21 protein-coding genes and 1 pseudogene are annotated in these 23,604 nt (G+C 61.5%); 12 read left to right on the top strand and 10 right to left on the bottom strand.

Going from position 1 to position 23,604, the window contains the following annotated elements; all coding sequences use genetic code 11:
- Position 1: 1 nt before the first annotated feature.
- From SINAR_RS0104205 to SINAR_RS0104195, 3 genes are all read left to right on the top strand, one after another.
- Entirely contained in the window at positions 2-499 is a 498-nt protein-coding gene (locus SINAR_RS0104205) for an acetone carboxylase subunit gamma (protein ID WP_027997901.1), read from the top strand.
- Positions 496-1,326 (top strand): SDR family NAD(P)-dependent oxidoreductase, encoded by an 831-nt coding sequence (locus tag SINAR_RS0104200; protein WP_027997900.1) that lies wholly within the window; start codon positions 496-498, stop codon positions 1,324-1,326. Before SINAR_RS0104205 ends, SINAR_RS0104200 begins: the two co-directional genes overlap by 4 nt.
- A 68-nt stretch (positions 1,327-1,394) precedes the next feature.
- Entirely contained in the window at positions 1,395-2,333 is a 939-nt protein-coding gene (locus SINAR_RS0104195) for a choline ABC transporter substrate-binding protein (RefSeq protein ID WP_027997899.1), read from the top strand.
- Between the two features lie 18 nt (positions 2,334-2,351).
- Here the strand turns inward: SINAR_RS0104195 and SINAR_RS0104190 are convergent, their stop codons facing one another.
- The gene (locus SINAR_RS0104190) at positions 2,352-2,825 is read right to left on the bottom strand and encodes a DUF2269 family protein (protein ID WP_027997898.1); all 474 of its coding nucleotides are present in this window, start codon (positions 2,823-2,825) and stop codon (positions 2,352-2,354) included.
- Positions 2,825-4,114 carry an SDR family oxidoreductase gene (locus SINAR_RS0104185; RefSeq protein ID WP_027997897.1) on the bottom strand — a complete coding sequence of 430 codons (1,290 nt, stop codon included), beginning with the start codon at positions 4,112-4,114 and terminating at the stop codon, positions 2,825-2,827. The genes SINAR_RS0104190 and SINAR_RS0104185 overlap by 1 nt, the downstream gene beginning before the upstream one ends.
- A 377-nt stretch (positions 4,115-4,491) precedes the next feature.
- Between SINAR_RS0104185 and ugpB the strand changes: the two genes are divergently transcribed.
- The 5 genes from ugpB (at position 4,492) to SINAR_RS0104160 (ending at position 9,431) form a co-directional block, all read left to right on the top strand.
- On the top strand, positions 4,492-5,787 hold the full coding sequence (gene ugpB / locus SINAR_RS0104180) for a sn-glycerol-3-phosphate ABC transporter substrate-binding protein UgpB (RefSeq protein WP_027997896.1): 1,296 nt from the start codon (positions 4,492-4,494) through the stop codon (positions 5,785-5,787).
- A gap of 115 nt (positions 5,788-5,902) precedes the next feature.
- Positions 5,903-6,784 (top strand): sn-glycerol-3-phosphate ABC transporter permease UgpA, encoded by an 882-nt coding sequence (ugpA, locus tag SINAR_RS0104175; RefSeq protein ID WP_027997895.1) that lies wholly within the window; start codon positions 5,903-5,905, stop codon positions 6,782-6,784.
- 8 nt (positions 6,785-6,792) lie between these two features.
- A complete protein-coding gene (ugpE, locus tag SINAR_RS0104170) occupies positions 6,793-7,641 on the top strand; it encodes a sn-glycerol-3-phosphate ABC transporter permease UgpE (RefSeq protein WP_027997894.1) in 849 nt (282 codons plus the stop codon).
- Complete coding sequence (locus SINAR_RS0104165) at positions 7,641-8,690, top strand: sn-glycerol-3-phosphate import ATP-binding protein UgpC (protein ID WP_027997893.1); 1,050 nt, start codon at positions 7,641-7,643, stop codon at positions 8,688-8,690. The genes ugpE and SINAR_RS0104165 overlap by 1 nt, the downstream gene beginning before the upstream one ends.
- Positions 8,691-8,798: 108 nt before the next feature.
- On the top strand, positions 8,799-9,431 hold the full coding sequence (locus tag SINAR_RS0104160; protein ID WP_027997892.1) for a glutathione S-transferase family protein: 633 nt from the start codon (positions 8,799-8,801) through the stop codon (positions 9,429-9,431).
- A 227-nt stretch (positions 9,432-9,658) separates the two neighbouring features.
- Here SINAR_RS0104160 and SINAR_RS0104150 read toward each other — a convergent pair whose 3' ends face one another.
- The 8 genes and pseudogenes from SINAR_RS0104150 to SINAR_RS0104115 form a co-directional block, all read right to left on the bottom strand.
- Positions 9,659-10,828, bottom strand: a complete 1,170-nt coding sequence (locus SINAR_RS0104150; protein WP_027997891.1) for an ATP-binding protein — start codon at positions 10,826-10,828, stop codon at positions 9,659-9,661.
- Between the two features lie 245 nt (positions 10,829-11,073).
- A complete protein-coding gene (locus SINAR_RS0104140; protein WP_027997890.1) occupies positions 11,074-12,147 on the bottom strand; it encodes an alcohol dehydrogenase family protein in 1,074 nt (357 codons plus the stop codon).
- Between the two features lie 11 nt (positions 12,148-12,158).
- Positions 12,159-13,535, bottom strand: a complete 1,377-nt coding sequence (locus SINAR_RS0104135; RefSeq protein WP_027997889.1) for an aspartate aminotransferase family protein — start codon at positions 13,533-13,535, stop codon at positions 12,159-12,161.
- A gap of 120 nt (positions 13,536-13,655) precedes the next feature.
- Positions 13,656-15,152, bottom strand: a complete 1,497-nt coding sequence (locus tag SINAR_RS0104130) for an NAD-dependent succinate-semialdehyde dehydrogenase (protein ID WP_027997888.1) — start codon at positions 15,150-15,152, stop codon at positions 13,656-13,658.
- Positions 15,153-15,470: 318 nt separating this feature from the next.
- A pseudogene (locus SINAR_RS1000000137645) lies at positions 15,471-15,661 on the bottom strand (IS5/IS1182 family transposase); the annotation flags it as partial.
- Complete coding sequence (locus tag SINAR_RS0104125; RefSeq protein WP_027997887.1) at positions 15,654-16,613, bottom strand: isoaspartyl peptidase/L-asparaginase family protein; 960 nt, start codon at positions 16,611-16,613, stop codon at positions 15,654-15,656. The gene SINAR_RS0104125 and the pseudogene SINAR_RS1000000137645, both read right to left, overlap by 8 nt.
- A gap of 229 nt (positions 16,614-16,842) precedes the next feature.
- A complete protein-coding gene (locus SINAR_RS0104120; RefSeq protein WP_234710562.1) occupies positions 16,843-18,426 on the bottom strand; it encodes an ABC transporter substrate-binding protein in 1,584 nt (527 codons plus the stop codon).
- Between the two features lie 79 nt (positions 18,427-18,505).
- Complete coding sequence (locus tag SINAR_RS0104115) at positions 18,506-19,078, bottom strand: MarR family winged helix-turn-helix transcriptional regulator (protein ID WP_050577419.1); 573 nt, start codon at positions 19,076-19,078, stop codon at positions 18,506-18,508.
- A gap of 177 nt (positions 19,079-19,255) precedes the next feature.
- Between SINAR_RS0104115 and SINAR_RS0104110 the strand changes: the two genes are divergently transcribed.
- From SINAR_RS0104110 to SINAR_RS0104095, 4 genes are read left to right on the top strand one after another with little or no spacing between them, the layout of a single operon-like run.
- Positions 19,256-19,957, top strand: a complete 702-nt coding sequence (locus tag SINAR_RS0104110) for a creatininase family protein (RefSeq protein ID WP_027997884.1) — start codon at positions 19,256-19,258, stop codon at positions 19,955-19,957.
- A 50-nt stretch (positions 19,958-20,007) separates the two neighbouring features.
- Complete coding sequence (locus SINAR_RS0104105; RefSeq protein ID WP_027997883.1) at positions 20,008-20,979, top strand: ABC transporter permease; 972 nt, start codon at positions 20,008-20,010, stop codon at positions 20,977-20,979.
- A gap of 1 nt (position 20,980) precedes the next feature.
- Positions 20,981-21,880, top strand: a complete 900-nt coding sequence (locus SINAR_RS0104100; RefSeq protein WP_050577437.1) for an ABC transporter permease — start codon at positions 20,981-20,983, stop codon at positions 21,878-21,880.
- The gene (locus tag SINAR_RS0104095) at positions 21,877-23,574 is read left to right on the top strand and encodes a dipeptide ABC transporter ATP-binding protein (RefSeq protein ID WP_027997881.1); all 1,698 of its coding nucleotides are present in this window, start codon (positions 21,877-21,879) and stop codon (positions 23,572-23,574) included. The genes SINAR_RS0104100 and SINAR_RS0104095 overlap by 4 nt, the downstream gene beginning before the upstream one ends.
- The last annotated feature ends 30 nt before the right edge of the window (positions 23,575-23,604 follow it).

Below are 23,604 nucleotides of genomic sequence, written 5' to 3'. Positions count from 1 at the left end.
CATGACCGGATACTCGAAGGAAGTCATCAACGACCTCGTCAACGGCACGCTCCCCTGGGCGCAGACGCGGCGGATCATGAGCGCCTACAAGGACGACGACCGGTTCTTCAAATATCTGGCAGTGCTGCAGGACCGCGTTTCCTGGAGCGATCCGATCCTGTTGCCGGTCGGCGATCGCCTCTTCATCTGCGACAGCGCCGAGGGGCGGGTCACCCGCTGCGAATGCGGCCATTCCTTCGGCGACTATCGCAGGAACTGGAAGCTGAACGCGGTAATCAACGTGCGCGATACCGAGGAGAGTTTGCGCGAAATCTACCCGAACAGCGATATCCCGGATCCGAGATGGATGGAGATCCGCGAGTTCTTCTGCCCCGAATGTGCGCATCTGCACGAAGTCGAAGCGGCAGCCCCCGGTTATCCGATCGTTCATGATTTCGAGCCGGACCTCGAAGGGTTCTATCGCGACTGGCTCGGCAAGCCTTTGAAGGATCTATCATGACGGGCAGGCTCAAGGGCCGCAGTGCGGTCATCACCGGCGGGTTGACGGGGCAGGGGCTGGCGATTGCGGAGGCGCTTGCCGCCGAGGGTGCCGATGTCGCCGTAGGATCGTTCGTCCGCGAGGCGGCCGGGCGGCAGGGCGATGCCGCGGCCTATCCGGACCCGCAGGTGATCGTCGAAGTCCGGCAGCGGCTCGCCGCTGCCGGAACGGCTGTTTACGCCGGCCATCTGGACGTTCGCGACAGCGACGCGATCGAGCAATTCGTGTCGGCGGCGCAAGCCGCATGCGGTCCGGCCGACATTCTCGTCAATGCAGCAGGGACGACCGCCGAGCAGCCGGTGGCGGGCCATCCTGACGAGTTATGGCTGAAGATCATCGACACCAATCTGAACGGCGCTTTCCGAATGACGCGCCGGCTGCTGCCCGGGATGATCGGGCGCGGATGGGGCCGGATCATCAATATCGGCTCGACGGCTGCCACCGTCGGCTGGAAGGACAATCCGGCCTATTGCGCCTCGAAGGCGGGGCTGCTCGGGCTCACCCGCTGCGTGGCGCTCGAAGGGGCGCCGCATGGCGTCAACTGCGTGATGATCAGTCCGACCTGGGTGGAAACGGAACTGATGCGCCGCAACGTTCAGCAGGTCGTCGAAAGGGAGGGCAGGGGGCGGACGATGGAGGCGGCGATGTCGGATATCGCCGCCCAGAACCCGCAGAACCGCATCATTCAACCCGACGAGATAGCGGCCCTTGCCGCCTTCCTCTGCGGCGAGGGCGCAAGGGGCATTACCATGGAGAACATACAGATCACGGGCGGCGCACTTTGGTGAGCCGCCTTTCTGGTCTTTTGACGTGAGTTTCGCAGTGCATACAGAACCTAAGAAGAGGGAACATGACAATGCTGAAACAGATCACTGCAATGACCGCTGGACTGCTCATGACCATCGGCGTCGCCACTGCCGCTGAACCGGAGAGTTGCAAGACCGTCCGCTTCTCCGATGTCGGCTGGACCGACATCACGTCGACGACGGCTGTCGCCTCAACCATTCTCGAAGCGCTCGGCTATGCCCCGCAGAGCAAGCTCCTGTCGATCCCCGTCACCTATGCGAGCATGAAGAACAAGGACATCGACGTCTATCTCGGGGATTGGCAGCCGAGCATGGAAGCCGACCGCAAGCCGTTCCTGGAGGACAAGTCGGTCGAGGTGATCGGTCCGAACCTCACCGGCGCGAAATATACGTTCGCCGTGCCGAAATACGTCGCCGACGCAGGCGTCAAAGACATTTCCGACCTTCAAAAGTTTCCCGACAAATTCGGCCGGAAGATCTACGGGATCGAACCCGGCAACAATGGCAACCGCATGATCCTCGACATGATCAACAAGGGCGACTTCGGGCTCACAGGCTGGGAGCTCGTGGAGTCCTCCGAGCAGGGCATGCTCGCCGAGGTCGCAAGAGCGACAAAGAACAGCCAGTGGATCGTCTTTCTCGGATGGGCTCCGCATCCGATGAACACGCGTTACCAGATCGATTATCTTTCGGGCGCCGACGCCTATTTCGGGCCGAATTACGGCGGTGCCGATATCTATACCAACATCCGGGCTGGATATGCGCAGGAATGCCCGAATGTCGCGAGGTTCGTGACCAACCTGCGCTTCACACTGGAGATGGAAAACGAGATCATGAACGGGATACTGAACGACGGCAAAGACCCGAAGAACGCCGCAGCCGATTGGCTGAAGGCTCATCCGGAGGCAGTCGCTCCGTGGCTTGAAGGGGTGACGACGTTTGATGGCGCACCGGCAAAGGAAGCGGTTGAAAGCGCGTTGAAAAGCTAGAGCGAGGCGCCATCGGGTTCACCATGCGAGCGCCGGCCGCGTGATCATGAGCCAGAAGATTGCGAGGACGGCGCCGAAGGCCGGGAAGCCGAAGACGAACCATAGGCGGAAGAGTTGATAATAGCGCTTCGGCAGCGGCTCGCCGGCCTTGCTTGCGGTCTCGGCGAGCCGGCGCATCTCCATCTGCATCCACACGACCGGAAGCCAGAATGCACCCGTGATCACGTAGAGGATAAGCGAAAACAGGATCCATCCTTCCGTGAGCGAATAACCGACGTTCCATGCAAGGGCGATCCCCGTGACGGGCTGCAGAACCACGGCGGTGGCAGTGAAAAGAAAATCGGCGATGACGACGATGCGGGCCACGGCCGCGATAGTTTCCGTGCGGCCGGTCCGATGCGCCAGAAGCATGAAGAAGGCGATCCCGGCACCGGTGCCGAGCAGCACGGAGGCGCCGATGATGTGCAGAAACTTCAGAACGAAGTACAGCATCAACGCTCCTCCAGGATTGCAAGGGCAGCGAGATGCAGCACCAGGATGGGCCAGATCTTCAGAAGCGGTCCAAGCGGCTCGCTCCACAATTCCGGGAGCAGGGCCGTTCCGGCGATCGCATAGAAAAGCGAGAGGCCGACCGCGCCATAAAGGCCGATGCGGCTGGTGCGGCGAAACGCAATTGCCATGCCGATCAGGATATCGGCGAGGGCTCCGGCGATGACGCTCGGCCCCGCAAGAACGCCGGCGCCTCCCCGTTCCATCAGGTCGACGCCGATTTCATATCCCGATGTGAGCGAGATGACGCCCGTCGTGATCCAGAAGAGGGAGAGGACGGCGAAGATGACGGGCTTGAGCAGATAGAGCTTGGCGAACCAGCGCTCCTGCACCGGGACGGGCGTTCTCGCCAGCGCGTCTGCGAGCGCCGACGGTTCTATTCCGGTCTTTTCGATCCACGGCCGGACGTCGCCAACGGCGCCGCGCACGATCTCTTTCTGAGCGGTGCTGCGGGTCGGCGGGCGCCAGCCCAGCGCCCCGGCGACGTCGCTGAGCTTGTAGGTGAGATTCGCGAGCGGAGCGGGCATGTTCACGACGCGGGCGGCCGGCCATCCGAACCAGTTCCTGTAGGTGCCCACCACGTCCTTGAACGACAGGGCCTCAGGCCCGGCAACCTCGAGGGTGAGCCGCGAAGGAGCATCCGGGTCGACGAACATCTCGACCGTGCGCACCACGTCCTCGAGGCGCACGACCTGAAGCAATCCGGTATTCGGCATGACCGGCAGCCAGGGCAGTGCGGCGAGGCCCCTGAAAAGAGCGCTGGCGCCGTAGGCTCCAGGTCCGAGCACGACGGAGGGGCGCAGGATGACCCAGTCGAGATCGCATGCCATCAGCGTTTCGTCGCCTTGAAGCTTGGTGCGCGAAAAGGGGGAGGGCTGGGCCCTGTCGACCCCTATTGCCGAGAAGTGGATGACGCGGCGCATGCCGGCCTGCTCGCAGGCCTTGAAGAGGGCGGCGGGGCCGCGCGCATGCACTGCTGCGGTGTCTTCACCGGGACCGTCCTGAAGCGTTCCCGCGCAGTTCACCACGGCATCGATGCCGACAAGATGCGGCAGCCAGGCCTCACCATCGGCAGCGCGGAGGTCGAGTTCCAGGACCTTGCCGGCAGTGCGGGGCCCTGGTGCCGAGCCCGGCCGGATCACGCGGACGATCTCGGCTCCACGACCATGGAGCGCCGCACAAATTGCGGAGCCGATCAGGCCGGATGCGCCGACCACAAGCACTCTCATCATTCGTCCTCACCATTTTCGGGCGGAGCCGCTAATTTACATTCGGCCGGCCCCACGTCCGACGCCAAAACAACCGCGGCAAGGAAGATGTTCCTTTTAACTTGAGCCCCCGGTTTCTATGCGGCACTCTCCCGCTGAAAGAGTCTTAGGACCCTCTCCGCGAAGGCTCTCGACAATCGCCGGCCTTACTCTATTTGGACCGAGCGGAGGCTGTACGCGTAAAGTGATCTGCAGCACTTTGATTTGCTGCATGTTTTTGTCATTGAATCAACTGGGATTCGAGGAAAGATGCAGTGGAGGAGAAAGCCGATTCGCTCGCTTGACATCGGGAGTGTCTGCGAGCGTGCCGGGTGTGTTTGAGTACAAGGGAGGAAAATATTATGCGGTTGATTTCCATTTCCACAACGGTTGCGGTCTTCGGCTTCGCTTTTCAGGCGCAGGCGGCAACGGAACTGCAGTGGTGGCACGCAATGACCGGTGCCAATAACGAAATGATCGAGGAACTCACCAAGGAGTTCAACGCGAGCCAGAACACCTACAAGGTGGTGCCTGTGTTCAAGGGCACCTATCCCGAGACGCTGAATGCCGGGATCGCGGCTTTCCGCTCGAAGCAGCCGCCTGCGATCATTCAGGTGTTCGATGCCGGCAGCGGTACGATGATGGCTGCCGAGGGCGCGATCGTGCCGGCAGCGGAGATCCTTCAAAAGGGTGGCTTCACCTTCGACAAGTCGCAGTACCTGCCCGGGATCGTCGCCTATTATTCGAAGCCGGACGGCACGATGCTGTCCTTTCCGTACAACTCCTCCTCGCCGATCCTGTATTACAACAAGGACGCTTTTCAGAAGGCAGGCTTGAATGCCGACAGCCCGCCGAAGACATGGCCGGAAGTCTTCGAAGCGGCGAAGAAGATCAAGACGAGCGGCGCGGCCCCTTGCGGGATGACGTCGACCTGGCTGACGTGGATTCAGACCGAGAACTTCGCCGCCTGGAACAACGTGCCGTACGGAACCAATGAAAACGGGCTCGGCGGCACCGATGTGAACCTGCAGATCAATGCGCCCCTTTACGTGGAACATTTCCAAGCGATTGCCGATCTCGCCAAGGACGGCGTCTTCCGCTATGGCGGACGCACCTCGGAGGCAAAACAGCTCTTCACATCAGGTGAATGTGCCATTCTGACCGAATCTTCGGGCGGACTCGGCGATATCGTCAAGAGCGGCGTGAACTACGGTATCGGCCAGCTGCCCTATTACGAGGGGCATGGTCCGCAGAACACGATTCCCGGTGGGGCGAGCCTCTGGGTATTCGGCGGCAAGTCCGACGAAGAATACAAGGGCGTAGCGGAGTTCTTCAACTTCCTTTCCCAGACCGAGATTCAGGCCAAGCTGCACCAGGTCTCGGGCTATATGCCCGTCACGATGGCCGCTTACGAGGAAACCAAGAAGTCGGGCTTCTACGAGAAGAACCCGGGGCGTGAAACGCCGATCCTGCAGATGATGGGCAAGGCGCCGACCGAGAATTCGAAGGGCGTCCGGCTGGTCAACCTGCCCCAGGTCAGAGACATCCTCAACGAAGAGTTCGAAGCGATGCTGTCGGGGCAACAGGATGCCAAGACGGCGCTCGACAAGGCGGTCGAACGCGGTGACGCCGCGATCGCAGCAGCAATCAGCAATTGATCGATGCAGGTGCCGCGCGCCGTCGTCCGATGGCGCCAGGCGTCCTGCGGTCATGCCACCCTGACGTGATCTCGGGCGATCCGACCCGAGATCATCGTGATCCAGGAGATTGCTCGTGCAGCGTGTCGTCTTTCCGAACAAAGTCCTCCCCTACCTGCTTGTCGCTCCGCAGATCGCGTTGACGATCGTCTTCTTCTTCTGGCCTGCCAGCCAGGCGCTCTACCAATCGGTGATCCGTGAAGACCCGTTCGGTTTGAAAAGCGGCTTCGTCGGGTTTGCCAATTTCAGCACCGTGCTTTCGGACGCCAGTTACCTGAACTCGCTGAAAGTGACGGTGATCTTCAGCGTCCTCACGGCTCTGCTGGCGATGGGCGTGGCCCTGCTTCTCGCCACCGCCGCCGACCGCGTGGTGCGCGGCCAGACCTTCTATCGCACCCTGCTGATCTGGCCCTATGCCGTCGCACCGGCCGTCGCCGGCATGCTGTGGCTCTTCATGTTCAATCCGGCGATGGGCACTTTCGCCTACATGCTGAGGCGCAACGGCTTTCACTGGGATCCGTTGCTGAACGGCAATCACGCCATGATCCTGATCGTCGTTGCCGCCGCCTGGAAACAGATCAGCTACAATTTTCTGTTCTTCGTCGCCGGGCTCCAGGCGATCCCGAAGTCGCTCATCGAAGCGGCGGCGATCGACGGAGCACGCGGCACCCGGCGTTTCTGGACGATCATCTTCCCGCTGCTGGCGCCGACCACCTTCTTCCTGCTGGTGGTAAACACCGTCTACGCCTTCTTCGATACGTTCGGCATCATCCATTCAGTGACCGGCGGAGGTCCGGCAAAGGCGACCGAAACACTGGTCTACAAGGTCTATAATGACGGTTTCGTCAACCTGAACCTCGGTTCGTCCGCCGCGCAGTCGGTGATCCTCATGGCGATCGTTATCGGCCTCACTGCCTTTCAGTTCCGGTTCGTCGAAAGGCGGGTCCACTATGGATGAGATCGCCAATGATTGAGAAGCGCCCCATCTCCAACCTGATCGGGCACCTGATGCTGATCATCGGCATCATCATCGTGGTGTTTCCGATCTATTACACCTTCGTCGCCTCGAGCATGAGCTCGGTCGAGATCATCCGCCCGCCGATGTCGCTTGTTCCCGGTACGCGGCTCACCGAGAATTACAGCGAAGCCTTGTCCGATGGCGTCGAGCGTATGGTCGGCGTCAGCCTCGAACGGCTGCTGTTCAACACATTCGTGGTGGCGATCGCGATCGCCGTCGGCAAAATCGTCATTTCCTTCCTCTCGGCCTTCGCCATCGTGTTCTTCCGTTTCCCGCTGCGCATGGCCTTTTTCTGGATGATCTTCATCACGTTGATGCTGCCGGTCGAGGTGCGGATCCTGCCGACTTACAAGGTGATCGTCGACCTCGGCCTGATCGACACCTATGCGGGCCTGACGCTGCCACTGATGGCGTCGGCGACGGCGACCTTCCTCTTCCGCCAGTTCTTTCTCACTATCCCGGGCGAACTCGTGGAAGCGGCCCGTATCGATAATGCCGGGCCGTTCCGCTTCATGCGGGATATCCTGCTCCCGCTTTCCAAGACCAATATCGCGGCGCTTTTCGTGATCCTCTTCATCTATGGATGGACGCAATATCTCTGGCCGCTGCTGGTCACGAATGACAGCCGAATGAACACGATCATCATCGGCCTCAGGAAGATGGTGGATTTCACCGATGCGTCGACCCCCTGGAACTATGTGATGGTGACCGCGATCCTCGCGATCATCCCGCCGGTCGCGGTGGTCGTCCTGATGCAGCGCTGGTTCGTCAAGGGCCTGGTCGAAACGGAGAAGTAATGGCAACAATCACTCTTACGGATGTCCACAAAACCTATCACGGCGACATCGCTGCGATCCGCGGCGTTTCGCTGGCGATTGCCGATGGCGAGTTCATCGTGCTCGTCGGACCTTCCGGCTGCGGAAAGTCGACGCTGCTGAGGATGGTCGCGGGGCTCGAAGGCATCACGTCCGGCGAGGTTGCCATCGGCGACCGTGTCGTCAATGGGCTGGAGCCCTCCGAGCGCGACATTGCCATGGTCTTTCAGAACTACGCGCTTTATCCGCATATGACTGTCCGTCAGAATCTCAGCTATGGCCTGAAGAACCGCAACACGCCGAAGGACGAGATCGAGCGGCGCATAGCCAAGGCGGCAAAATCCCTGGAAATAGAACCTTTCCTGGATCGAAAGCCGCGGCAGCTTTCAGGAGGACAGCGCCAGCGTGTGGCCATGGGGCGGGCGATCGTCCGGGAACCTGCCGCGTTCCTGTTCGATGAACCGCTTTCGAATCTCGACGCCAAACTCAGGGTCCAGATGCGCGTCGAAATCAAGCGCCTCCAGCGGGCGCTCGGCACGACCAGCGTTTACGTCACCCACGACCAGCTGGAAGCGATGACGCTCGCCGATCGCCTGGTGGTACTGAACGGCGGCAGGATCGAGCAGGTCGGTACGCCGATCGAGCTATACGAGAAGCCGGCGACGGCATTCGTCGCAACATTCATAGGCTCGCCGTCGATGAACCTTCTCGATCTCAACACCGCCAATGCTGCCTGGTCGGCTCCGGCGGCGCTCTTCGGGAAGCCGGGGCTTGCGACGATTGGAATCCGACCTGAGGACATCACCCTCGCCGGTGACACGGACGGCGGCGACCGCTTCAAGGCCCGGGTGCGCGTCGGCGCTGTCGAACTGGTCGGAGCCGAAAGTTATGTGCACGGCACCTTGGCGAACGGCGAGCCGCTTGTCTTCAGGGTTGCCGGCCGCTCCCGCATGGTGACCGACGAGGAGGTCGATGTCGCAGCGGCGCTGGAAAGCCTGCATTGGTTCGACGCCGCCGGCCGGCGCCTGTAGCGCGAGCGCGCTCCGCTCATCAAGTTTTTTGCGACCCGATGTCGGCGCGGGCTCTCCTCCGACGTCCTTTGGGCCGGCCACTTCGATGAAACAAGCAGGAGAACCGAGATGTTGAAGCTGTATGGAATGGGTCCGACGCGCTCTCTTCGCGCACTTTGGGCGCTTCGGGAGTTGGATGCGGAGTTCGAGTTCGTGCCGGTCAACCTCCCGGCCGGCGAGAACCGTCACCCAGACTTCCTGCGTCTCAATCCAGCCGGAAAGCTGCCGGTGCTGGTGGACGGTGACTTCGTCCTCACGGAATCCGCCGCGATCGTGATGTATCTGGCGGAGAAGTATGGTGCCAAAGGGCTGATGCCCGCCGACCTGAAAGAACGCGCGCAGGCATATCGCTGGTCTCTGTTTGCGGTTACCGAGCTTGAACAGCCGCTTTGGCGGATGGCCAAGCACACATTCCTGTATCCGGAAGACAAGCGTTTGCCCGGTGACATTGCTCTGGCCAGAGAAGAATTCGCGGCGATGGCGGCAGTGCTTGAGCGTCACATGGACGGGCGTGAATTCATCGTCGGCGACAGGATAACCATCGCTGATTGCGTCACCGCCTATGTTCTGGACTGGGGCAATGAAAACGGACTGATAGACGGCTTTCCGAGTCTAAAGGCATATCTCGAGCGGATGTATGCGCGTCCCAAGGCGCCGCAGCGGATCGCGGAGGCATTTGAGAGAATGCAGGCGGGCGCCTGACGTTCTCCGATACTCCCTCACTGCTGTGCGCCTAACAGGAGGCAAACGAGCATTTGTAGTCGACAAGCGACCATCGCCACCGCGGGCGGTGGTCGGCGGCTCCACGGTCTACCGCACCGAGCGCTGCTTCGTGAAGGAGGTGGGGGCAAACAAGATGTCCATGTGGTCGACATAAGGCCGGAAAATGTCGATACAACTGAACGTCAGCATTTGCGCTCCACGTCATTTCATTGGCCGAGTTCGGCCAGTTCGGTTGCTAACTGACGTAATGGAAGGACGTCGGTCTTCGCGTTGAACGGGTAAGCATCACGACCGGGATAGACGATGATACGGCGCTCTGGATTGATGTCTTCGCACGCGTGATGGAAGCCGCGCTCAACCTTCGGGCTGAGGCTTCTCTTGATCTCGATTGCCCACTGCTTTTGACGAGGCAGCGTTAGAACCAGATCGATTTCGGCGCCAGCCGAGCTGCGATAAAAACTCGGCTGAGAACCTTCAGGCATGGCCGAAATCAACGTTTCGATTACAAAGCCTTCCCAACTCGCTCCACTCACTGGATGGCCAAGGACGTCGTCCAGGGTTTCCAGTCCAAGTAGCGCGTGAAGGAGGCCGGAGTCTCGAACATAGACGCGCGGGGATTTGACCAGTCGTTTGCCGACATTGCTATGCCAGGGTTCAAGTCGCCGGACCAAGAGCAGGTCGACCATCAGGTCGAGATAAGAAGCGACTGTCTTGCCATCGACGCCAAGCGATCGCGCGAATTCCGCTGCATTCAACAGCCCCGATTGATGATGAGCCAGCATTGTCCAGAAACGTCGCAATGTCTCGGACGCAATTCGGGGACCAAGCATCGGAATGTCGCGCTCGAGGTATGTCCGAATGAAGTCCTGGCGCCAACGCAGACTGACCCGATTACTCGCTGCAAGCAGACTGTCCGGAAACCCTCCTCGGAGCCACAGATTTTGAAAGTCACTTTCTGCTATTTCGAGCCCATCAATCGGTGCGAGTTCGAGATACGCGATGCGGCCCGCGAGGCTTTCGCCAGACTGTTTCAAAAGATCGATCGATGCTGATCCGAGTAGGAGGAAGCGGCCGGTACGAATGCCTTTGCGCCGGCCGCGGTCGATCAGTCCCCGCAGGTTCTGGAATAGGTCCGGGATGCGGTGAACTTCATCCAGGATGACAAGTTGGTTTTCGAAATTTGAAAGGTACAGTTCGGGTTCAGCAAGCTTTGCCCGGTCGCCGTCGGATTCCAGGTCCAGATAGACCGCCGGCCGACCTTCGCCAATCTCAAGGGCGAGCGTGGTCTTCCCAACTTGTCTAGGTCCCAGAAGCGCAACAGCTGGATTGGTATCTAGCAGCTCGAGAAGCTGTGTGGCTTTTCTTCGGCGGATCATCCTCGCATTTATGGATATATGTTCCATAATTTCAAGGTTAATATCTTGGCAGTTCGTGGTCATCGCGGACAGGGCGCTGCCGGGTCTCCATGACAAGCACGGAGAAGAGGGGGAACTGGAGCGAGATGAGGAAAGATGCGTGCGGTTTTCCGCCCGCACCCCGGGTCTCAACCTATTGGAATCGATCACGTACAGGTTCTACGTCGACCAGACCTAAAACATCGTGATCTGGAGCGATGGGGACCTCAATCGGGCACCACCACGAGCTTGCCGACGAAGTTCTTCGCCATGAAGTCCGTCTGTGCCCGATGGAATTCCGATAGCGGATAGATGCCGCCGACGAGCGGCCGGATCTTCTTCTCCTCGATATAGCGGACGAGGCGGCGGAAGTCGGCGCGGCTCCCCTGGCTCGATCCGTGCAGTTCCAACTGCTTCAGATACATCGTCCTGAGATCGAGCTGCACGACCGGCCCCGCGATCGCGCCGGCAGTGGTGTAGCGGCCTTCCGGGCGCAGGATCTTCAGGAGGTCGTTGAAGAGGGGGCCGCCGACGAGGTCGGCGACCACATCGATCGGCCGGCCGCCGCTTGCCGCCTCCACCGCCTCGGCGAGGTCGCCTTGACCGCGGGTCACGACGGCCTGCGCGCCGATTTCCAGCATCGCCGCTTCCTTGCCCGGTCCGGCAACGGCAATCGGAACGGCGCCGCGGGCGCGGGCGAGCTGGACGATCGCGGAGCCGACGCCACCCGAGGCGCCGGTCACGAGCACGGTCTCGCCGGCGGCAAGCCGCGCCCGTTCCAGCATCCGCTCGCCGGTGAGATAGGCGCAGCAGAAGGTGGCAAGCTCGACATCGGTCAGGTCGGTCGCGACCACATGGGCGTTTTCGGCCGGAAGCGCCATATATTCGGCATAGCCGCCATCGCGGCCATGACCCATGTAGTCGATGTCGGCCAGACTGTCGTCGTCGCGGTTGTAGATCGAGAAGTCGACCATGACGCGCTCACCGATGCGCGCCGGGTCGACGCCCTCGCCCACGGCAACGATATGCCCGACCGTGTCCGTGCCCTGGATGCGCGGGAAGGTCAGCGTATTGCCGTGGCGGCGCCAGGTCGAGACGGCGGAAGGGTCGTCTTCCGTCCCATAGGCGCCTTCGCGCACCCAGACGTCCGTGTTGTTCATGCCGCAGGCTGCTACCTTGATCAACACCTCGCCCGCAGCCGGAGCCGGGACGGGTACGTCCCGGCTGTAGACGAGCTTCTCCAGGCCGCCGTGCCCCGTCAGAAGCACCGCGGTCATGGTCTTCGGAACCGAATGCATCATGGGCATTTTCCTCAGCGACCGAGTACGGACTGGATGGCGTCGGCTGCCGCCTTGACGACGATGTCAGCTTCGTCCCGCGTCAGGCAGAGCGGCGGCGCGAAGCCGAGAATGTCGCCCTGCGGCATGGCGCGGCCGATGACGCCGCGTTCGAGGAGCGCTGCTGCGACCTGCGGTCCGACCTTGCGGCCCGGATCGAAGAAGGCGCGATCGTCACGGTCGTCGACGAACTCGATCGCAGCCATCAGGCCGTCGCCGCGCACTTCGCCGACATGGCGATGATCGCCTACGGCTTTTTGCAGTTCGGCCCGGAAATAGGCACCCGTCGAACCGGCATTCTCGACGATGCCGAGTTCGTCGATCAGTTCCAGGTTCGCGATGCCGGCCGCAGCGCAGATAGGATGGGCCGAATAGGTCCAGCCATGGCCTATTGCGCCAAGCTCGTCGGAACCCTTCACCAGCACCTGCCAGAGCTTGTCGGAGACGATCGTGCCGGAAAGCGGCGCATAGGCCGAGGTCAAGCCCTTGGCGATGGTGATCAGGTCCGGCTTGATGCCGTAATGGTCGGAACCGAACATGGTGCCGAGACGACCGAAGCCGGTGACCACCTCGTCGGCGACGAGCAGGATATCGTATTTCTGAAGCACCGCCTGGATTTTCTCCCAATAGCCCTTCGGCGGCGGCACGATCCCCCCGGTGCCGAGAATCGGCTCGCCGATGAAGGCGGCAACGGTGTCGGGGCCTTCGGCGAGGATCATCTCCTCGAGCTTGTCTGCGCAATGTTGCGAGAACTGCTCTTCGCTCATCGAGCGATCGGGGCGGCGGAAGTAGTAAGGCGCTTCCGTGTGCAGGATCGGTGCCCGCGGCAGGTCGAAGGCGTTGTGGAAGAGATGAAGCCCGGTCAGCGAACCGGTCATCACGCCCGAGCCATGATAGCCGCGCCAGCGCGAGATGATCTTCTTCTTCTCCGGGCGGCCGAGAATATTGTTGTAATACCAGATCAGCTTGATGTTGGTTTCGTTGGCGTCGGAGCCCGAAAGCCCGAAATAGACGCGGCTCATACCTTCCGGCGCCCGGTCGATAATCATCTTGGAAAGCCGGATCGACGCTTCGGTGCCGTGGCCCACATAGGCGTGGTAGTAGGCGAGGTTCTTAGCCTGTTCGGCAATCGCGTCGGCGATCTTCTGGCGGCCGTAGCCGACATTGACGCAATAGAGGCCCGCAAAGGCATCGAGGCTCCGCTTGCCGGAAATATCGGTGATGTAGACGCCTTCGCCGCCGCCGATCACGCGGGTCGGGGTCTCGCCGCGCGCATGCATCCCCATATGGGTCGAGGGATGGAAGAAGTGGTCGCGGTCCCAGGCGGTGAGTTCGTTGCTTCTTTCGAGCATGGTCTTTCCTTTCATGAAATCCGGAGCATTTCGGCCGAACCGCGAAAACGCTCTATCCTGTTGTTTTCACGCAAATTCCAGACGCAAAACCGTTACACAGTATTGCCGGAATTGCTCAGGTCAGGCAGCGGTGTCGATGCAGAGATATTTGAGCTCGGTGAAGGCCTCCATGCCATGGCGGGAGCCTTCGCGGCCGAGACCCGATTGTTTCCAGCCGCCGAAGGGGATCGGCCCGCCGGTGATCTTCACCCGATTGATCGCCACCATACCGTATTCGAGGGCGCGGGCGAGCCGCATCTGACGGGCGCCGTTTTCGGTCACGACATAGGCGACGAGCCCGTATTCGGTGTCGTTCGCGCGCGCGACCACTTCGTCCTCGCTGTCGAATCCGGTCACGGCGGCGACCGGGCCGAAGGTCTCCTCGCGCATGATCAGCGCGTCGTCGGGCACATCCGTCAGAAGCGTCGGCTGAAAGAAGAGCGGCCCGGCGGCGTGGCGCTTGCCGCCGGCGGCAAGCCTGGCGCCCAGCGTCAATGCGTCGGCAATCTGTTCCTCGACCTTGGCGACGGCGCGCTCGTGCATCAGAGGCCCGATATCCATGTCCTGCTCCATCCCGGAGCCGACCTTCAAACGCTCAATCCGCGCGGCAAAGGCCTCCTGGAAAGCTTTGAGGACGGGCCGCTCGACGTAGATGCGGTTGGCGGCAAGGCAATCCTGTCCTGACGTCGCGAACTTCGCGGCGATCGCGATATCGGCGGCTTTCTCGACATTCGCGTCCGCAAAGACGATGAGGGGGGCATGCCCGCCGAGCTCCATGACCAGGCGCTTCATCGTCGGCGCGCATTGCGAGGCGATCAGCCGGCCGATTTCGGTGGAGCCGGTAAAGCTCATCGCGCGTATCCGTGTGTCCTCGCACATTCTCCCGACGATCGTTGCGGCCTTGCCGGTGACGACATTGAAGACGCCTGCGGGAAACCCGGCGCGCTCGCCGAGCTCAGCCAGGGCGAGAGCCGAAAGAGGAGTTTCGGAGGAGGGATGCGCCACCACGGTGCAGCCGGCGGCAAGGGCCGCGGCCGCCTTGCGGGTGATCATTGCGGAGGGGAAGTTCCAGGGCGTGACGACGCCGACAACGCCGAGCGCTTCGCGGCGCACGATCATTTCGGCGCCGGCAAGATGGCTCGTCACGCTTTCGGCATTGATGCGTTTGCCTTCCTCGGCATACCACTCGATGAAGGATGCGGCGTAATCGATCTCGCCGCGCGACTCGGCAAGCGGCTTGCCCTGTTCGAGGGTCATCAACAGGGCGAGATCCTCGCGGGCTTCCAGCATCAGATCGTGCCATTTGTGCAGGATGGCGGCGCGTGCCTGCGGCAGCATGTTGCGCCAGGGCCTGAACGCCTTTTCCGCCGCGTCGATCGCTTCGGAGGTCTGGGCGGTGTCGAGCGAGGCGACGAAGGCCAGGGCTGCGCCGCTTGCCGGGTCGCTCACCTCCACGCATGTACCGTCCCGCCCGGCAACCCAGCGGCCGCCGACATAGGCAAGCTCCCGCAGCAATTGGCGGTCGTTCAGGTTTTTCAACGCGTCGTGAAAGGCTGTGCGCGCAAATACGGCGGTCATATCGGTTCTCCTCGACTGTTGGGAGAAGAGTGCCATCGTTCCCCGGAGAGATTGTCCAATCGGCGGCGATGGCGAAGAGAGTTTGACCAAAGTGGGGGCAGCGGAGAGAGAGATTGTCTACAGCGCCGCGCGTCTTATCAGACGCGCAAAGGTCGCTGCAGACAATTTGATCTGCTGCATGTTTTTTCCCTTCGATCGATTAGGATTAAAGGAAACACGCAGTAGGGGCTGGGGTCGAAATTATCGACCATGATTTCATACTCTTGCGATGCGGCGGCGAAGAGGTGAGCCGAGACGATGAACAGCCAGGCGGAGGCTGATGCGCAGCAGAGCATCGCGAAGCTTTTCGGCTGCGTAACCGCCATCGGCGAAGACGTGGTGCAGCCAGGGGAAGCATCTGGACACTTCTGCAGCCAGGGCGACGGTTCCGGTGTCGATCAGGCATGGACCAGATTAAGTTGCTTGTCGCCAAGGATATGCCGCTTGCGACCCCTTGGTCTTCTATCGGCCGTCCGGCTCATGGCGAATAACCTCGCCATGAGAGGCGACATGGAACTTCTGCTTGTGGGTGACCCAGCCGCGGAACATGCCTTCCGTATTGTAAGGTGCGGCGATCGAGCCGTCCGCACCGACGGCGACGAGGCCGGCGCCGATATTGTGCGGCCTAAGGTCCCCCATGATGACCTTCGTAGATGCCGTCCTCACGTCCTCGCCCAGATGGGTCATGCGCGCGGCGACCTCGTGGCCCACGACATGGCGGATGAAGAACTCACCCTTGCCGGTGCCGGAGACGGCGCAGACGCCGTCACGGGCATAGGTGCCGGCGCCGACGACCGGGCTGTCGCCGACCCGCCCGTCGGGCTTGTTGCTATAGCCGCCGGTCGACGTGGCGGCGGCCAGATGGCCATGCTGGTCGAGCGCGACCGCGCCCACCGTACCGTGCTTTTCCGACTCGCTGGCAGAAGCCTGTGTGCCGGCGGCAATATGCGCCTTCATAGCAGCCAGTGCCCGCTTGCGCCGGCCGGTGGTGAAATAGGCCTGCTCCTCCACCGCCAATCCTCTGGCCTCGGCGAATCGATCTGCGGCGGGGCCGGCGAGCAGGACGGCATCGCCGTGTTCGAGGACGGCGCGTGCGGCAAGCACCGGATTGCGGATATGGCGCGAAGCGCAGACCGCGCCGGCGGCCAGCGTCGCTCCGTCCATAATCGAGGCATCTAGTTCATGGATGCCATTTTCGTTCAGCGCCGCACCGTGGCCGGCGTTGAAATGCGGGCTGTCCTCCATGACGACGACGGCGGCCTGCACGGCGTCAATTGCGCGACCGCCGCGTTCCAAAATGGCATAGCCCGCTTCCAGCGCGCGCCCGAGATCGCGCCGGGCCGCGATCCATTCGGCCTCGCTGAGGTCCAGCTTTGCCATCACGCCGCAGCCGCCATGGATAGCAAGGGCGAATTTCGTCATGAAGAACCTCCGATCCTATAGGGGCAGGCACCGCCGCCTATCCAGTTCCTGCCCATTGGACGCGGCTTACGCTCCAGGCTGCCGGACTCGCGATCGGTTGCCCTAATGCACTTGCGCCTCGCGTCACGAACCGTGACCAGCTTACGGGGGACTTCCACCCGCAGGAGCTTCCCATTACAGGCGCACATGAGAAAGGGCACCTGCGGTCGCCGGTGCCCCTTGAGGCAGATTACTCGGCTTCCTGCTTGGGTTGGACATCCATTGCCAGCGTATCCTCGTCCGAACGCGGATCGTAGGTCACCTTGTCGGCTTTGGCGCCCCAGGCGGATAGATTGGTCGCCAGAGGCAGGTCGGGTCGGTCGGTCGCTACGAGCATGTTCGCTTCCTCGAGCAGAGCCCGGCGCTTGGCTTCGTTCATTTCGATCGCGGCATCCTCGATCAGCTTGTCCATTTGTGAGTTCGAATAGCCGCGCACGTTGAAGGCTCCGAGCGACTTGGCCGCATCGTTGGTATGCATCAGCGACGAGAGCATGTAATTGGATTCGCCTGTCAGCGTGCCCCAGGAGGCCATGTATAGCGAATATTCGCCGCGCGTCTTGGCAGGGTTGAACACCGCGGCCGGCACACCCTGCACCTTGACCGTGACATTGATCGCGGCCAGGAGCTGCGCGACAGTCGGCCCGAGTTCGGTCGGCATGCGGTCGTTGGCATAACTGAGCGCAACCTCGAAGCCGTCGGGATAGCCGGCATCCGCCATCAACTTGAGAGCTGCCTCGAGGTCAAAGGCCGGTGCTGCGATATCCTGGTTGTAGCCGAAGATGTTGGGGCTGACGAGCTGTGTGGATACGACGCCCATGCCTTCCAGCGCAAATTCTACGATGGTCTCGCGGTCGAGCGCCAGATCGAAGGCTTTCCGCACCCTCGGATCGAGAAAGGGGTTCTTGTCGAGCTTTTTTCCGGCATTGTCCCACACCTGCGGGGAGTTTTCACGGAAGTCGAACTCCAAATAGGGAATGTAGATCGATTCCGTCTTGATCACCTGCAGCGCGGAATCGGACTCGATGCTGGCCAGATCGGTCGCCGGCACCTTGGAGATGAGGTCGACCTGGCCTGCCCTCAACTGGGCGACACGGGCTGCGTCGTTGGGGATTTCTTTGCGAACCACCTTGTCCCAGGGTTGGGGACCATCCCAGTAGCCGTGGAATTTCTCCAGCACCAGATCCTGCGTCGGCGCCCAACTCACGAACCTGTACGGGCCGGTGCCGATGGTCGCCCTGCCCATGTTGAATCCTTCGGCCGAGCTATCCTTGGTCGAGTAATCGGCCGCGGCCTTGTGGGAAACAATGAACAGGCGCACGAAATCGTTCGGCAGGGTGGGGGCGGGGCCATTGGTCTTCACGCGCACCGTATAGTCGTCGACGATCTCGACGCCGGCGACGCGCCTCACATAGATGGTCGATGGGTTTGGGCCGGTAACGTTCGGGATGCGTTCTATGGAAAACTTGACGTCCTCGGCGGTGAAATCGGAGCCGTCGTGGAACTTCACGCCCTGACGCAGCTTGAATTCCCAGGTCGTGTCGTCCAGCGTCTGCCAGCTTGTCGCCAGCGACGGCAGAATCTCCAGATTGTTCCCGGAGCGCAGCAAAGTGTCGAAGATGTGCTTGGTGGCTTCGGCATTGGCCGCGGTTGCGGTGAAATGCGGATCCATCGAAGCCGGACCGTTCTTCGTTGCGATCACCAGTTCGGCGGCGAGCGCAGCGGCGGGTGAGGACAGGATGGTGGCCACCAGGGCAGCCCGGAGCATGGATTTCATTATCATTCGCTTCCTCTCTCGTTAGACGCGGTATTGGCGTGCCTGCCGCTGTCCGGCTTGGACCGGACCGAAATGCCGATCACAGGCCTTCGTCCGGCTGTGCGCCATCGATTGTCTGCGGCCGCTGGCCCGATGCCGTGACCAGTTTGGTCATGATTTCAGAAAGGCTCAGCCGCTCGGCGGGACTTAGGCATTCAAGCATACGGCGCTCGTGCTCGATCATCATGCCCTTGGTGAACTCTACCGCCTCCTGCCCCTTCTCGGTCAGGCCGAGCGTGATGCGGCGCTGATCGTCCTGGTCGACTTGACGATCGATCAATCCCAGACGGAACAGCTTGTTGGCCGCGCGGCTCAACGTATTCTTCGGGAAGCCGGACGAGCGCACGATTTCGGTCAGCGTCGAGCTTCCGCCCAGATAGAGCGACCAGAGCACCACGAATTCGGGGCGCAACAGGCCTAGGTGCTGCTGGATATATCCGTAGACCGGGTTGTTGAAATGAAGCGCCAAATAGTTGAGGCGGAACGAGAACCAGCAGGGATTGTCCCACAGTTTCGCGTGCATGAGAGATTCGATTTTCGTGCCGGGCGAGGCCATGGGCTCTTCCCGGCCCGCCCGTCCCTCAAACAGCGCCTGACGCGTCGCCTCATCCATTTCGCTCTCCGGCGCAAAAACTGAAAATGATCTCGAATGGAACTTTATTTGGCAAGAAAGCCTTGCGTCAACAGCAATTTTTGATCCATAAAGAACTAAATCAACTGATGGATCCTTGCGAGGCAGTAAGGGCGGGCGACGCCCGAAGGCGTGGCCGACCAGTGAGAAGGACAGGAAATGCGCATTCAGGACATGCATTGGAGTCAGATCGAGGAGCGGGTGAAGGAGGACGATCGGTGCGTTCTGCCGATAGGCTCCATTGAGCAGCATGCCTATCTCAGCCTCGCTACCGATATGATCCTGGCCGAGCGCGTGTCCGTGGAAGCGGCCGAGCCGACGGGCGTGCCGGTATTCCCGTGCCTGCCCTACGGCATGGCCTCAGGCTTTGCCGATTTCCCCGGTACCGTGAGCTTGTCGCTCCGCACCTATATCGGTGTGCTCGAGGATATACTCGACAGCATCTATCGCTCCGGCTTCCGGCGCATCCTCATCGTCAACGGCCATGGTGGCAACACGCCGGTCAGTCCGGTGATCAGCGAGTGGATGAACCGCAACCGCGACACCTCGGTCAAGCTGCATGATTGGTGGCGCGCGCCGAAGACCATGGCCAAGGTGCTGGAGATCGATCCTGCCGCTTCGCATGCGAGCTGGATGGAGAATTTCCCCTGGACCCGCCTCGAAGGCGCGCCGATCCCCGATTTCCAGAAGGAACGGATTGATTTTGCTGCTACGGCGCGCGTCGACGCCGGCCGCAAGCGCGAGCGTCTCGCCGAAGGCAACTATCACGGTGTCTTCCAGCGGTCCGGTGCGGACATGCTGGCGCTCTGGCAGGTTGGCGTCACGGAAACTCGCCACGAGATCGAAAACGGCTGGCACTGAAGCTTTGGAGGCGCTCGGCACTCATTGCGGACGACAACCCAGGGGCAGACATGGCATCCTTTATTCTTCGCAGATTGGGACAAGCATTCTTAGTGCTGTTGGTCATGTCCATGCTCGTCTTCATGGGCGTTTACGTCATCGGCAATCCGGTCGACGTTCTGATCTCGCCCGATGTGACGCAGGAAATGCGCCAGCGGGTCATCGAACAATACGGGCTCGACTTGCCCTTGTGGGAGCAATATTTCCAATTCCTGCAGCGGCTGGTGACCGGGGATCTGGGGCGCTCCTTCGTTTTCAACATGCCGGTCGTCACGCTGATCGCCCAGCGCCTGCCGGCGACGCTGGAGCTGACTCTTATCGCGGTTCTGTTCGCCTCCTTCATAGGCATTCCGCTCGGGGTCTATGCCGGCTACAAGCCCGAAAGTCTCGTCGCCAAGGCCATCATGGCAGTGTCGATCCTTGGCTTCTCGGTGCCCACCTTCTGGATCGGCCTGATGTTGATCATGGTTTTTGCTGTGCAACTCGGCATCCTGCCTGCCGGCGGTCGAGGGCAGACCGGGGAATTGTTCGGCATACCGTTTTCCTTCCTCACTCTGGATGGCTGGTCGCATCTCATCTTGCCGGCTCTCAACCTGTCTCTGTTCAAGCTGTCGATGATGTGCCGGCTGGCAGCCTCAGGCACCCGCGAGGTGATGCTGACCGACACGATCAAGTTCGCGCGCGCGGCCGGTATTTCCGAGGGCACCATCCTGCGCCGCCATGTGCTCAAGCTCATCTCGATCCCCCTGGTGACGGTGTTCGGACTCGAACTTGGCTCGACACTGGCCTTCGCGCTGGTCACAGAAACGATCTTCAGTTGGCCCGGGCTCGGTAAGCTGATCGTCGACTCCATCACCTCGCTCGACCGGCCCGTCATGGTCGCCTATCTGATGCTGGTCTCGGCGCTTTTCGTGGTCATCAATCTGTGCGTGGATATCGCCTATGCGGCGCTCGATCCGCGCCTGCGCCAGGGAAGGCGTTGAAATGTCGATGGAATCCCATGCGGTGAAATCCGTCAGGCCGCTGGCCGAGTTCTGGTACGCCTTTCGCCGCAACAAGGTCGCGGTCGCCGCCCTTTCGGTGGTGGTCGCCATCATTCTCGCGGCGGTCTTTGCGCCACTCGTCGTGCCGCAAGATCCCTATGACCTGAAGTCGCTGGTGCTGCGCGACGCTCGCCGTCCGCCGGGCTATGTCGGCTCGAGCGGCATCGTGCATCTGCTCGGCACCGACAGCCAAGGGCGCGATCTGCTTTCCGGCATCGTCTACGGCCTGAGAATCTCCCTGCAGATGGGGCTAGTGGCTGGCGCCATCGCCTTCTCGATCGGTGCCGTGGTGGGGTGCTTCGCCGCCTATGTCGGCGGACGTACAGAATCCGCCATCATGCGCATCGTCGACATCCAGCTTTCCTTCCCGGCGATCCTGCTGGCCTTCGTCGTGGCCGCGATCCTCGGACAGGGAAAGTCACAGCTCATCCTTGCTCTGGTCTTTGCCCAATATGCCTATTTCGTGCGCACCGCCCATGGCGCTGCCGCCGCCGAGCGACAGAAGGACTATGTCCAGGCGGCCCTATCGGTGCCGATGAGCGGCTGGTTCGTCGTTACCCGCCATATCTTGCCGAACTCATTGCCGCCGCTCATCGTGGTTGCCACGGTGCAGATCGCCTCTGCCATTTCGCTGGAAGCGACCCTTTCCTTCTTGGGCGTCGGCCTGCCGCCGACGGAACCGTCGCTCGGCATGCTGATCGCCAACGGCTTCCAGTATCTGATGTCGGGACGCTATTGGATCGCAATCTATCCGGGCGTGGCGCTGATCATCCTGATCATGGCGATCAACCTAGTCGGCGACCAGATTCGGGATCAGCTCAATCCGAGGCTGCGCAAATGAGGCATCTTCTGAATGTCTGTAACCTGCGGACCTACTTCGAGACCGACCAGGGCACCGTAAAATCGGTGGATGACATCTCCTTCACGCTGAAGCGTGGCGAGGTCATGGGGCTGGTCGGCGAATCCGGCTCGGGCAAATCCGTTACGGGCTTCTCGGTGATCGGCCTGCTGGAGGAGACCGGCTGCATTCAACCGGGCAGTTCCATCCGTTTGAACGGGCGCGAACTCGTCGGGCTCGATGAGAAGGAACTGCGCAAGGTACGGGGCAAGGACATCTCGATGGTGTTCCAGGACCCTATGATGACGCTGAACCCGGTGGTCAGGATCATCGATCAGATCGGGATGGCGATCCGAGCGCATGAGCAGGTGTCGGACGCCGAAATACGCAGTCGCGCGGTCGAGGCTCTGGACAAGGTCAAGATCGTCGACCCCGAAGCCAAGGTGGACCAGTTTCCGCACGAGTTTTCCGGCGGCATGCGCCAGCGTGTGGCCATCGCCATCGCGCTCCTTCATAGGCCGCAGCTCGTGATCGCCGACGAGCCGACTACCGCGCTCGACGTTTCCGTTCAGGCCGAGATATTACGCATGGTGAAGGCGCTGGTGGCCGAGATGGGAACCTCCCTGATCTGGGTGAGCCACGATCTTGCTACAGTCTCCTCGATCGCCGACACCATCGCGGTGATGCGGCGCGGCAAGATCGTCGAGGCAGGGCCGGCACGGCAGGTCCTGCACAGTCCGCAGCACCCCTACACGCGAGGCCTGCTAGACGCGCTGCCGGCACATTCGAGGCCAGGCGAGCCGTTGGCATCTGCCGCTACCGAAGCAGCGGGCCCAATGGATTTGAGTGGGCTCGGCGGCGCTGCAATCGGTGCTGCACCCGACGCCGCCTTCGTGAAGGCGGAGGCAATCGACAAGATCTTCGCCCCGCGCATCGGTTTTCTGCGGGGTCTCGGCATACGGTGGGGCCTGTTGCGGGAGCCTAGCCCCGTTCATGCGGTGATATCGGCCGATCTCACCATCGCCCGTGGTGAAATCCTCGGTCTCGTCGGCGAATCCGGGTCCGGCAAATCCACGCTCGGGCGCATGTTGTGCGGCATTTATCCGCCGACCTCCGGCACGGTCAGCGTCGGCGGCAAGCCGGTGCGATCGGCGACGGGCAAACTCGGCACCCATGTGCAGATGATCTTTCAGGATCCTTTCGCCTCGCTTGATCCGCGCCGCACCATCTTCCAATCAGTCGCCGAAGGGCCTGTCGCACACGGCTTCTGCACGCGCGCCAATGCGCGCGATTACGTCAACAGATGGCTTCGCGCCGTCGCGTTCGACCCGGCGCTGGCGGACCGCTATCCCCACCAGTTCTCGGGCGGCCAGCGCCAGCGCATCGCCATAGCTCGGGCGTTGGCCATGCAGCCTGAGGTCATCATCTGCGATGAGCCCGTCGCCTCTCTCGATGTATCGATACAGGCGCAGGTCATCAATCTGTTGATGGAACTGCGCCGCAATCTCAACATCACGCTGCTATTCATCAGCCATGACCTGTCGGTCGTGCATCATCTGTGCGACCGCGTCGTGGTGATGCGCTACGGTGAGATCGTGGAACAGGGACCTGCGGCACAAGTCTTCACCACGCCCCTACATTCCTACACACAGATGCTGCTCGATGCCGTTCCGAAGTTGGAGACTCAGCCAAGCTGATCCCTGGCCGTTGTCGGATTCTCACTTCCA

The sequence above is a fragment of the Sinorhizobium arboris LMG 14919 genome, assembly GCF_000427465.1.
GTDB classification, from domain to species: Bacteria; Pseudomonadota; Alphaproteobacteria; order Rhizobiales; family Rhizobiaceae; genus Sinorhizobium; species Sinorhizobium arboris.
This window is presented reverse-complemented; position numbering and strand designations above follow the sequence as displayed.